Here is an 11607-nt window from a genome sequence, read left to right as displayed (position 1 = left end):
TGCAAATTGCTGGCATTCGTAAATATATGTAACTTAGACATTGTCACTGCAAGCAGGCGCGCCACATATGACGCTTCGATCATCGGGGAAACTCAATATAGCTGTTGTTGGTTCGGGTATTTCCGGCCTGTCGGCAGCCTGGTTGCTCAGCCAGTCTCACAACGTCACGCTTTATGAAAAGGATGACCGTCCTGGCGGGCATTCCAATACCGTCGATGCGGGTCAAACACCGGTCGATACCGGTTTCATTGTCTATAACACCCGTTGTTACCCCAATCTTTGTGCCCTGTTTGATCATCTTGGTGTGCAAACGGCTGCGACCGATATGTCCTTTGCCGCCTCGATGGACCGGGGCGGTCTGGAATATGGCGGATCTGATCTGGCATCTTTGATCGCGCAGAAACGCAATATTTTCCGTCCGCGTTTCTGGCGGATGGTGCGCGATATCCTGCGTTTCTATCGCGAGGCACCGCTTGCGCTTGAAACCGGGCAGGCCGAAACGCAAAGCCTTGGCGATTATCTGTCGGCCCATCGTTATTCGAAATCCTTTATCAATGATCATCTGTTGCCGATGGGGGCTGCGATCTGGTCAACGCCGGTCGATACCATGATGGAATACCCATTGGCGGCGTTTGTCCGGTTCTGTCAGAACCACGGGCTTTTGCAGATCAAGGATCGGCCGCAATGGCGCACTGTTGTTGGTGGCTCGCGCCAATATGTCGGCAGGATGATCAAGGAGATTTCCGGTGGTGTTATCCTTGATAGCGCCATTGCCCAGGTCGGGCCGAATGGCAAGGGTGGGGTGTTCATCGAAAATCGTTATGGCGAACGGACAGACTACGATCACGTTGTTCTGGCCTGCCATGGTGATCAGGCCCTTGCGCTTCAGGCCAATCCGGCACGCGCGGTGCGCGAATTGCTGTCGGCGTTCCAGTATGAGCGCAATCTGGCGATCCTGCATGATGATGAAAGCCTGATGCCGCAAACGCGCAAGGTCTGGTCAAGCTGGAATTACCTTGCCGAAGAGCATGACGGCGAACAGAAAGTCTGTGTGACCTATTGGATGAACCGGTTGCAGCATCTTGACGAAGGGCAGCCGCTTTTTGTTACCCTTAACCCGGCGCGCGCGCCGCGTGAGGGCAGCGTCATTCGATCCTTCCTGTATGATCATCCGGTTTTTGATGCGGCGGCAATGGACGCGCAGAAACGGCTCTGGTCGATTCAGGGAATGGATAACATCTGGTATTGCGGCAGCTATTTCGGCTATGGCTTCCACGAAGACGGCATTCAGTCGGGCCTTGCCGTTGCCGAGGCATTGGGTGGTGTGCGTCGCCCGTGGAATGTTGAAAATGAAAGCGGTCGTATTCATCTAGGCCCTGTTGATACAGTGCAAAAAGAAGCTGCCGCATGACAGGCACATGGACATCCGCCCTTTTTGAAGGATCGGTGATGCATCATCGCCTTCGCCCGCGTGATCACAAATTGCGCTATCGGGTGTTTTCCTTTTTGTTTGATCTTGATGAAATCGATAGTCTCGCCGGGTCGCTGAAACTGTTCAGCCGCAACCGGTTCAACCTGTTTTCATTCCATGACCGTGATCATGCCGATCGTGAACACGGCGATATCCGCAAACGTATCGAAGATATCCTGAACAAGCACGATCTTGGCGATTGTGCGCATCGGATCGAATTGCTGTGTTATCCGCGCATTCTGGGCTTCGTTTTCAATCCGCTATCGGTTTATTTCTGCCATCGGTCGGACGGTTCGGTCGGCGCGGTTCTGTATGAGGTTTCCAATACTTTCGGCGACCGGCACAGCTATCTGATCCCGGTGGGCAGCGATGCGATTGATGAAAAAGGCGTGCTGCGGCAAAGCTGTGCCAAGGGATTTTACGTTTCGCCCTTTATCGATATGCAGGCCGATTATCATTTCCGCATTTGCATGCCGGGTGAAAAAGTCGCGGTTGCCATTCGTGAAACCGACAAGGACGGCGCATTTCTGAATGCGGCATTTGTCGGTGATCGAACCGCACTTTCTGACCGTAACCTGTTTATGGCCTTTGTTCGCTATCCGCTGATGACGCTTAAGGTGGTGGCGGGCATTCATTACGAGGCGCTTCATCTGTGGCGCAAAGGCATGAAGTTCCATAAACGTCCAACGCCGCCAGCACATGATGTGACTTATGTGTTTGCTGCCAATAGCCAGACGGCCGAAGCCGCAAAAAGGTAATCAGGAAATGCCGGAACGCAATCGATCCTCTTCGACAATAGTCCGCCCGTTTCGTGACAGGTTCCTGCCCGTCATCGGGGGCATGACCGGAAGTCGCAATCTGCTGAAAATCATGCTGAAACGCATTCTGGCACATTTGCATTACGGTCGATTGACGATTGTTTTGCCCGATGGGGACACGTTGCAGTTTACCGGGCAGGAGCAGACCGAAATCCGCGCGGTTCTTCATATTCATGACTGGAAGGCGATCCGCAGGCTTGCGACCGGTGGCGATGTTGCCTTTGCCGAGGCCTATATGGATGGGGCATGGACAAGCCCCGATCTGACCAATGTGATGCGGGTGGCGATGTTAAACGAAAATATCGTTCGCGCCCGACTTGCAGGCGGCATGATTTCCCGGCTGGTGGCCCGGATCGGGCATTTGCGAAATGCCAATACGGTCGAAGGATCAAAACGCAACATTGCCTATCACTATGACCTTGGAAACCGGTTCTATCAGGAATGGCTTGATCCGGGGATGACCTATTCATCCGGTCTTTATCGCCGCCAGGACATGACGCTTGAGGCCGCACAGGATGCGAAATACCGCCGGATTTGTGAACTTGCATCGCTGCAACCCGGCGAACGGGTTCTGGAAGTCGGCTGTGGCTGGGGCGGGTTTGCCGAAATGGCGGCAGGGCAGCATCGCTGCCATGTTACGGGGCTGACGCTTTCGCGCGAACAGCATGCGTTTGCGCATCATCGCCTTCTGACACTTGGCCTGTCCGATCGCACCAATATCGAGCTTCGCGATTATCGCCATCAGGACGGGCAGTTCGACAAGATCGTTTCAATCGAGATGTTCGAGGCGGTTGGCGAGGAACATTGGCCGATCTATTTCGATATGATCCGCAAGCGGTTGAAACCGGGCGGAAAGGCGGTTTTGCAAATCATCACCATTGATCATGACCGGTTCGAGGATTACCGCAAGGGGGCGGATTTCATCCAACGCTATATCTTCCCGGGCGGGATGCTGCCCTCGCCAGAGGCGCTTGGTACGGCGATTGCCAATGCCGGTCTTTCGCTTTGTCATTCCGAATTTTTCGGCAAATCCTATGCCCGCACACTGGCCGAATGGCAGCGCCGTTTCCAGCATGGCTGGGACAGCATCGCCGAGCAGGGATTTGATATCCGTTTCAAACGGATGTGGGAATATTATCTGTCCTATTGCGAAACCGGATTTGATGAAGGGTCGATCGATGTCGGGTTCTTTGTGATCGAACATCGCGAAAATGCCGCAACCTGATCGGGGCCGCAAAACGGCGTTTTATTATGCGCTGCCAGCAATGGCGGCGGCGGTGCCGACGATTCCCGCCTATGTCCTGTTACCCAGTTATTATGGCGATGATCTTGGCCTTGGGCTTGCTCTTACGGGGGCGATCCTTCTGGCGGTGCGGATCATCGATATGCTGACCGATCCGCTGGCCGGGTGGCTTTCGGATTATACGGGACGGCGCAAAATCTGGGTCGGGTTTGGTGCGGTGATTGCCGGGATCGGAATCTGGATGCTTTTTGTGCCGCCCGATCAGCCCGGTGGCGGGCATCTTTTTGTTTCGGCAAGCATCCTTTTCCTTGGCTGGACGCTGTTTCAGGTGCCCTATCTGGCATGGGGGGCAGACCTTTCGGGGGATTACCGGGAGCGGACATTGATCACGTCCCTTCGTGAAGGGGCGGGGCTGATTGGTATTGTCATTGCCGGGGCGATCCCGGTTGTGATGATGAATGCATCCCGGGCCGATGAAATCCGAACCCTTGCGATGATGACCATTGTTGCGGGGGCGGTTTTCGTTACGATTCTGATCATCAAGGTCCCAGACAGCGCAGCCCGCCCGGGGCGCGGCCGTACTGCCGATACCCAACAGGCGGGTGTTTCCCTTCGTGCCCGGTTTACCCAGTCGCTTCGCAGTCTGCGCCAGAACCGGCTTTTTGTCCGGCTTTTGGCGGCATGGATGATCAATGGCCTTGCCGGTGGATTGCCCGCGGTCTGTTTCCCGCTTTTTGTGCGCTATTATCTGAAGCTTGATACGGATACGGAAAACGCCCTGATCCTTTTGTATTTTGTTGCGGCCATTGCGGCCATTCCGTTTTGGGTGTTTCTGGCCGGTAAAATCAGCAAACACCGGGTCTGGTGCGTGGCGATGATCATGGCGGTGTCGGCATTCGCGTTCGTGCCGTTTCTGTCAGCCGGGGACTGGGCGGGGTTTGCGGTGATCTGTGTCTTTACCGGGGCGGCCTTGGGGGCGGATCTGGCGCTGCCACCCGCCATTCAGGCCGATGTCGATGACTGGGACCGGTACCGGTTTCATGCCAGCCGGACCGGTGTTCTGTTTGCGCTTTGGAACATGACCAACAAGCTTGCGATGGCGTTGGCGGCGGGAATTGCCCTGCCAATTCTGGGGGCTTTTGGCCTGACGGACGGGGGGGATGAAAATTCCGCGGCTTTGATCGCACTTGTCATGATCTATGCGGTGCTGCCCATCGTACTGAAAGCAGGAGCAATCGGGATGATGTGGCGTTTTCCATTGGATCGCGTGCATCAGGTTGCAATTCGTCGGCGTCTGGCTCGCCGCACCTTCTGATCCTTGTATCCTTTGCGGGAGAAAGCTGATGCTGCGATCTTTTACGGCGCTTGTGATGGTTTTGATACTTACCGGGTGTGGGTCAATGAAACCGCAGGATTTTGCGCAAAAAGAACCCCGCTTCGATGTGTTTGAATACTTCGAAGGCAATAGTCGGGCGTGGGGCATTTTTGAGGACCGGTTCGGCAAGCTGCGGCGCCAGTTCACGGTTGATATCACTGGAACCGTCAATGATGGTGTTCTGACGCTGGAAGAAGATTTTCTGTATGACGATGGTGAACAGGACCGCCGTGTATGGACGATCCGCAAGACCGGTGAGCACAGCCTGAGCGGAGAGGCCGATGACATCATCGGCACGGCCGCGGGCGTGCAGTATGGCAATGCGTTGAACTGGAACTACGACATGGACCTGAAGGTCGGTGACGGTAGCTGGCGGGTGACGTTTGACGACTGGATGTTTTTGCAGGGCGACGGGGTTCTTGTGAACCGGGCGCGTGTGCGCAAATGGGGGTTCGAGATCGGCGAGGTCACCCTGTTCTTTACGAAACAGCCATCCGCGCTGCGAGCCGCCGAATAAACCAGCCCAGCAGCGGAATGCGGGCATAAAAGGCCATGCCGGAATCCCAGTGATCGACATGGGATGAAATGCGCGTGCCGTCATCGGAAAACGTCACCGCCGACATGCCGGTGACATCCCAATTCCCCAGAACCGAAATCCTGGCCGTAAAGCGCCAGCGCAGAAAACCGAGATCATCATCAAGCGCGTGATGGGTGACGATGAATTGCGGATTTTCGGTGTCGCGAAACATCTTGTCGAGATAGGCACAGACCCGATCCGGGCCATTGATGGTGTTGAACGGATCGGTAAAACTGTAATCCGGTGTGACGAGATGATGCAGGTTTTCAATGGTTTCCGGGCTTAGTTGCGCAAAATAATCGCCATAGGATTTCAGCGTTTCGAGCCTGGTTGCGTTCTGTTCATCCATTGGATTTTCCCATCACTTTACGGATCAGTTTGAAGTAAAGCCGATAGGGCAGAATGCGGGCAAGTTTTAGCTGCCGGACAAAGGGTGGCGGGAAGGCGATTTCAAAACCGTTGCCGCCCGTCAGGCCGCGATAAACATAGTCGGCTGCCTGCGCGGGTGTTTGCAGATAGGGCATGTCGAAATCGTTTTTGTCGGTCAGGCGGGTTTTGACAAAGCCCGGATTGATCACCCGAAGACAGACACCCGTTTCCCCCAATTCGGCGCGCAGGGTTTCGCACAGATTGATCAGGGCGGCCTTGGTCGGGCCATAGGCCCCGGCCTTTGGCAACCCGCGATAACCGGCGACCGAGGCGACAACCGCGATCTCGCCCGAACCGCGTTTACGCATTTTCGGGATCAGGGTTTCAAGGCAATTGACCGTGCCGAAATAATTGACATCGAAATGGTCGCGGATGGTTTTGGCGGAAAATTCATCGACCGGCATCGGCGAATAGATTCCGGCGGCCAGAACCACGAGATCGGGCAGGCCAAACCGATCTTCGATCAGGGCAATCGCATCGCGAACCGCATCGGGTTTGGTCACATCAAGTGGCACGGCATGGATGTTTTCCGACGATGCCGCCAGATCGGACAGCGCATCGGCGGAGCGTGCCGATGCGATAATCGTCGTGTTTGCGCCCGCATCGGATTTTGCGAATTTTTCGACAAGTGCCGCCCCGATCCCGGCGGAGGCACCGACGATCCAGATGGTTTTGAAATGTTTGATCATCCGCGGATATCCTTTTGTGCCGTGTCGGTCTGGCAGCTTGTGCAGCGATAGGTGATTTCAGAGCCATCGCGCGCCTTGAAGCGCAATCCAACCCACCGGCCATCGGCATCGTACCACGCATTGGTTTGCAATTGGCCATCATAGGTGAAGTGGGTGGCGTTGATCATGCCGTTGCCAACGGCCAGGCGTTCGCGGCCTGTCTGGGATATGGTGACCGCGTTGGGATTGCCGGTCAGCGTATTAAGAACCTGATCGGTTTGCAGAACACCGCAATGCCAGTGATCGGTCGGAAAAATACCGGGCGGCAGGGATTTCTGGCCGTCGGGACCATCAACGACAAGCTGATCGTTTTCGCGCCGGGCCGCGATGCTGGTTTGATCGCCATCATCATCGACCTTGACCGACAGGGTGGATAATTGACCCTCCTGCCAGATGCTTTCGGATCGATAGCGGAAGCTATAGGCGTTAAAGCCCAGAAACGAGATATCGATATTGCTTTGGGCGACGACCTGAAGACCGTCCTGACCGCGATTGAAGCGCACGATATGCTGCCCGACCGGGGCATCATTGCGGCGGATCTGAAACGCCAGTTCATTGCCGTATCGCGCAATCGGATCGAAGTTGCGACAGGCCGCGTTACGATCAAGGCCGTTGGATTGTGCGGGGGTAAGGGCCGAAATCTCGCCGTTTTGTGCCAGCGCCGAACCGGCATTCTGGACTGCCAGAACGGCAAGCGTCGCAAGCAGATATTTAAGGGGTTTCGGGCGTGGCATGTGGTGGCGTACCCTGCTGTTGGCCCCGGCGATCAGGACGCGATCAAGCCGGATTTCGAAAACGGAATGCTGTTACTGTTACGCATGGAAATGCGGTTCAGATCAGGTTTGCCGTGCCCTGCCCGTGTGCCGGGTGATTGCGGTGCGCCCGGCTTTGAGGTAAAGCAGGGCCAACAATGAAAGGCCGACCATGCCCCATCCGATTGCCGAAGACCTGATCGCAAGCGTTCTGCATCGCGATTCCAACGTCATCGTTCTGAACAAGCCGCCGGGATTGGCATCGCATGGCGGGCCGAAAACCTATTTCCATGTCGATGCGTATCTGCCCGACCTTAAATTCGGCATTCAGCCCGAACCGACCCTGGCGCACCGGCTTGACCGCGATACGGCCGGGTGCCTGTTGCTGTGTCGGCATCCGAAATCATCGAAAAAGATCACCCGCCTGTTTACCGAAAAACTGATCGGCAAAACCTATTGGGCGGTGGTGCGCGGTGCGGTTGCCGATGATCACGGCTTTATCGATGCGCCGATTGGCAAGACCAATGATGAAAGCGGCTGGCGGATGCTGGTTCATGAGGACGGGCAGCCATCAAAGACCGAATATCAGGTGCTGGGGCGCGGCAAGGACGAAGCGGGCGATGATATCACCTGGCTTGCCTTGACGCCCCATACCGGTCGCACGCACCAGCTGCGTGTGCATCTGGACCATATTGGGCATCCGGTGCTGGGCGACCCGTTTTATGGCTGGGGGGATGAGCCGCCGATTTTTGGACAGCCGCCGACCCTGATGCTTTTGTCGCGCCAGATTGTTGTACCGTTCCATGCGGATCGGGAGCCGGTGGTGGTCGATGCACCGCCGCCCGAATTGATGCGGCCGGGGCTTTCGGCCTGTGGCTATGCGGGCGACTATGCCCCGCATGCGGCGTCAGTTGATGCTCAGTATGGCGGCGATGGCAGCGATGCTGAAGGCGGACAGGAGGGTTTCGAGGGTGATGATTGAGGCCATGGCTTCGGGGTCGCCATTAAGCTGCCGGGCGAGGATATAGGCGTTGCCCGCGCACGGCATCCCGGCATAAAGCACCCCCATCGCCAGAACCATGCCCTCCACCCCGGCTAGATGCAGCGCAATGCCGGTGATCAGCGGCAGGAGGGCGAGCTTGATCGTGGTTGAAAGCGCGATTGCGCCCAATGCCTGTTTGCTGAGGATAAAGCGCAATCCGGCCCCGACCGACAGCAGGCTGAGCGGAAGGGCCGCGGTTTTGAAAAGGGCGGCGGTATTTTCAATTGGCAGCGGCACGTGAATGTTGCTGATATTCAGAACCGCCCCGGCCCCGGCGGCGATGATGATCGGGTTTTGTGCAAGGCCGAGCATGATGCGTTTGAAGCTGCCCTTGCCACCGGCAAAGGCATTCAGCACTATAACCGCTAGCATGTTGGTGGCAATCACCATCACGGCAATAAAGACAATCGCCAGTGCCAAGCCTTCGCTGCCATAAAGCGCATCGGCGACGGCGAGCAGGACATAGCTGTTATAGCGGACCGACCCCTGAAAGATCGAGGTAAACAGCGGTGTGTTGCGGGTGATGACAGGCCGCAAAAGCAGCAAAACCGCCGCAAGGGCAAGGGTCGCGCCCAATGTGACCATGACCGCAGTGCCCGCGTGCCCGGAGCCAAAATCGGCACGGTAAATTTCGACAATCAGAAGCGACGGCAGCAACAGGTAATAGGTCAGCCGATCAATCCCGGCCCAGATGTCAGACCCGGTGATCAGATAACGTTTAAGCGCTGCCCCGACCAGAATGGCGGCGAAGATCGGGAAGATGGCAGCGATCAGGTCATAGGCGAGTTGCATGGGGCGGTCGCATCAGTTTGATGTGGGGTAGGCCAAGCCGGGTGGCAGAGCGGGCCGGGGGATGTCTCAAACCTTGCGGTTCTGGTATTCGGCAAAAACCTGTTCGGGGGAATGGCCGCGATATTGTTCGCAGATTTCCTCGAATTTCGGGTTGCTGATCAGAAGGTCGGCGGTGCTGCGGTTGCACGCAATCGGCACTTCATACATGTTGGCCAGCCGGATCAGCGCACGCACATCGACATCGTGGGGCTGGGGCGTCATCGGGTCGGTGAAGAAAAACATCGCCTGCAATTCGCCATGCGCAATCATCGAGCCGAGCTGCTGATCACCACCGAACGGGCCGCTTTTAAGCGCCACGATATCAAGATCGGGAAACCGTTCCTGAAGCACGCGCCCGGTGGTGCCGGTGGCGAAAATCCGGGTGCCGGAAAACTGTGATTTGTGGGTTTCCAGCCAATCGGCCATTTCGCGTTTGCGACGGTCGTGGGCGACAAGTCCGATCGAAAGCGTCATGGGTGGTTTCTCCTGCGTCTTGATCCGGGTGATCCCGGCGGATGATCTTAGCGGACCGGTCCATCATAGGGCAATATGATGGCATAGTTTATTGAAAATAAACGAGAATTTTTGCCGGAACCGGACAGCGAAAATTTTTGCAAAATGTTCTTGATTTGTTCTTTTGTTTGTGGCATAAAGATAAAGTCAACAGGACAAATGGGTCCGGAGACAGAACCCGCCAAGCGTGATTCGCTTTGGCGGGTTTTTGCGTTTCGGGGCTGGGTAAGACCGGCAAATACAGGGGGAATCAGCGATGAAAAAGCGACGATGTTGAGTGGTTGAATAGCAGGTGGTTTCCGCCAAGCGCGGCAGATCCGTGTGGGGTAAAGTCATTACGGCAGGAGTGCGTCCGGGCATTGAAACGGCCCGGGAAACGGCGGCGTAAAGTTTGACAAACCGGAAAGACAGAACGGGAGAGGTGCGCCTGCCGGGAAGGGCGCGGGCCAGATTTGGGCCGATGCGGGGCCGGATGCGGATCGAGCCGACGATTGGGCAGATCAGCCGCAGAGCAGGGGTGGTTCGGGTGCGATGTCATCACGCCCGTGCCGGGATCGGAGCGTGGGTCAACACGGGTGAGTTCCGTTCAGGCCGCAACATTTGGCGAAACTGGCGAGAGCGGAGCAAGCCGAGGCGAGGCGTTCGAGCCCGGCAGCAGAACCCGCCTTTCGTCACACCCGCGAAAGCGGGTGTCCATGTTTCAGCAGGTTGGGTGTGTCAGGTCGAGCTAGGGGCCGTCTATCGGCAGGTGGTGCGTTGCCGAGCGGTTGTCTGGATTCCCGTTTTCACGGGAATGACGGTTGGGGGAGTTCGCGAGGGACGGTTAGGGGGGAGAGGGGGCGATCATGGAATGCCATGAGCAGGTCGGTATCAGTCCCCCTTGGTCTTGGTTTTTGGTTCGACGTGGCGGCTTGGTTCCATCCGGTCATGCAGGACGCGGATGATTTCGACCCTGCCGGGTTCGGTGGTGCGGTAGAAGATCACATGCACCGGATTGCCGACCGGGGTGGTGTTGCTTTCGGTGCGGCTGTGGCGGATATGGAAGCTGCGCATATCGGGGTGTAATTCCGGGCGGGCGGCGGTGGCACCGCCTTCGGGGTTTTGGGCGATGCGGCGGAGGGCGGCCAGAAGCAGGGCGGCGTAACGGTTGCGTGCGTCCTGCCCGTGCCGGTGCGTACTTTCATCAAGAAGGGCGTTGATATCGGCTTTGGCCGATGCCGTAAGCCGGTATTGTGCTGCCACGGATCAGGCTCCGGCGGTTTTGCCTGTGGTTTTTTCGGGGGGAGCGAGCCAGCCTTCCAAGCTTGCGTCGTCCATATCCTCGTAATTGCCGTTTTCAAGATCGGCAATGCCGGTATCGATGCTTTTGCGCAGCAGTTCGAGCTTCAGCTCGTCCTCTTTCCAGCGTTGCTGCAAGCCGCGCACGGCGTCGCGCATGGCTTCGCTGGCATTCTGGTATTTTCCGGCCCTGACCATCTTTTCAACGAAAGCGTCCTGATCATCGGTCAGATTGACATTTCGGGTTGGCATGTCGGAGCTCCTTCTGATCGGCGAATTCTATCGTCATTGGCAAAGATTGCCAATGGGTGTTTGCGCCGTGTTGATCGGATGACGTGCGCCGCCGGGCGGCAAACCCCACTTTCCGTCACACCCGCGAAGGCGGGTGTCCATGTTTCGGCAGGTTGGGTGTGTCGAGTTGAGGTAGGGGCGTATATCGGCGGGCCGGGCTTGCCGCACGGTTGTCTGGATTTCGGAGACTCACACCACAAGTGCAACATCAGTTATAGTTGGTGTTGCGATGGGACAGGAATACAGGCAGCTCGGCCTT

Annotated in this window: 13 protein-coding genes; 6 read left to right on the top strand and 7 right to left on the bottom strand. The window is 56.8% G+C overall.

From position 1 onward, the window contains the following. The first annotated feature begins 67 nt into the window (after window positions 1–67). From BC440_RS07615 to BC440_RS07595, 5 genes are all read left to right on the top strand, one after another. Window positions 68–1411: an FAD-dependent oxidoreductase gene (locus BC440_RS07615; protein WP_071239710.1), complete on the top strand. Its 1344-nt coding sequence runs from the start codon at window positions 68–70 to the stop codon at window positions 1409–1411. Continuing rightward, on the top strand, window positions 1408–2229 hold the full coding sequence (locus tag BC440_RS07610) for a DUF1365 family protein (RefSeq protein WP_071239709.1): 822 nt from the start codon (window positions 1408–1410) through the stop codon (window positions 2227–2229). Before BC440_RS07615 ends, BC440_RS07610 begins: the two co-directional genes overlap by 4 nt. A 7-nt stretch (window positions 2230–2236) precedes the next feature. Next, window positions 2237–3514 (top strand): cyclopropane-fatty-acyl-phospholipid synthase family protein, encoded by a 1278-nt coding sequence (locus tag BC440_RS07605; protein ID WP_037990414.1) that lies wholly within the window; start codon window positions 2237–2239, stop codon window positions 3512–3514. Continuing rightward, the gene (locus tag BC440_RS07600; protein ID WP_071239708.1) at window positions 3501–4847 is read left to right on the top strand and encodes an MFS transporter; all 1347 of its coding nucleotides are present in this window, start codon (window positions 3501–3503) and stop codon (window positions 4845–4847) included. Before BC440_RS07605 ends, BC440_RS07600 begins: the two co-directional genes overlap by 14 nt. An 85-nt stretch (window positions 4848–4932) precedes the next feature. After that, a complete protein-coding gene (locus BC440_RS07595) occupies window positions 4933–5424 on the top strand; it encodes a DUF3833 domain-containing protein (protein ID WP_040059414.1) in 492 nt (163 codons plus the stop codon). On the opposite strand, the gene BC440_RS07590 is transcribed toward BC440_RS07595, so the two are convergent. The 3 genes from BC440_RS07590 to BC440_RS07580 are packed head-to-tail and all read right to left on the bottom strand — an operon-like array spanning window position 5387 to window position 7375. Further along, window positions 5387–5833 carry a nuclear transport factor 2 family protein gene (locus BC440_RS07590; protein ID WP_071239707.1) on the bottom strand — a complete coding sequence of 149 codons (447 nt, stop codon included), beginning with the start codon at window positions 5831–5833 and terminating at the stop codon, window positions 5387–5389. The genes BC440_RS07595 and BC440_RS07590 overlap by 38 nt on opposite strands. Then, window positions 5826–6602 carry an SDR family NAD(P)-dependent oxidoreductase gene (locus BC440_RS07585; RefSeq protein WP_007089217.1) on the bottom strand — a complete coding sequence of 259 codons (777 nt, stop codon included), beginning with the start codon at window positions 6600–6602 and terminating at the stop codon, window positions 5826–5828. Before BC440_RS07585 ends, BC440_RS07590 begins: the two co-directional genes overlap by 8 nt. Then, window positions 6599–7375 (bottom strand): DUF6134 family protein, encoded by a 777-nt coding sequence (locus tag BC440_RS07580; protein WP_071239706.1) that lies wholly within the window; start codon window positions 7373–7375, stop codon window positions 6599–6601. The genes BC440_RS07585 and BC440_RS07580 overlap by 4 nt, the downstream gene beginning before the upstream one ends. Before the next feature lie 190 nt (window positions 7376–7565). Here BC440_RS07580 and BC440_RS07570 point away from each other — a divergent pair, with 190 nt between their 5' ends. Continuing rightward, complete coding sequence (locus BC440_RS07570) at window positions 7566–8375, top strand: RluA family pseudouridine synthase (protein ID WP_071239705.1); 810 nt, start codon at window positions 7566–7568, stop codon at window positions 8373–8375. On the opposite strand, the gene BC440_RS07565 is transcribed toward BC440_RS07570, so the two are convergent. From BC440_RS07565 to BC440_RS07550, 4 genes are all read right to left on the bottom strand, one after another. Beyond that, window positions 8301–9227, bottom strand: a complete 927-nt coding sequence (locus tag BC440_RS07565; RefSeq protein WP_071239704.1) for an AEC family transporter — start codon at window positions 9225–9227, stop codon at window positions 8301–8303. The two genes, BC440_RS07570 and BC440_RS07565, sit on opposite strands and share 75 nt — an antisense overlap. 66 nt (window positions 9228–9293) lie before the next feature. Then, window positions 9294–9740 (bottom strand): methylglyoxal synthase, encoded by a 447-nt coding sequence (locus BC440_RS07560; RefSeq protein ID WP_007089211.1) that lies wholly within the window; start codon window positions 9738–9740, stop codon window positions 9294–9296. A gap of 909 nt (window positions 9741–10649) precedes the next feature. Continuing rightward, the gene (locus tag BC440_RS07555) at window positions 10650–11021 is read right to left on the bottom strand and encodes a type II toxin-antitoxin system RelE/ParE family toxin (protein ID WP_071239703.1); all 372 of its coding nucleotides are present in this window, start codon (window positions 11019–11021) and stop codon (window positions 10650–10652) included. 3 nt (window positions 11022–11024) lie between these two features. Continuing rightward, entirely contained in the window at window positions 11025–11309 is a 285-nt protein-coding gene (locus tag BC440_RS07550) for a type II toxin-antitoxin system ParD family antitoxin (RefSeq protein ID WP_071239702.1), read from the bottom strand. Between the last annotated feature and the right edge of the window lie 298 nt (window positions 11310–11607).

It is taken from the genome of Thalassospira sp. MIT1004 (genome assembly GCF_001858545.1).
Lineage (GTDB): Bacteria > Pseudomonadota > Alphaproteobacteria > Rhodospirillales > Thalassospiraceae > Thalassospira > Thalassospira xiamenensis.
The sequence above is the reverse complement of the archived record's forward strand: the minus strand, read 5'-3'. Positions and strand labels throughout refer to the sequence as shown.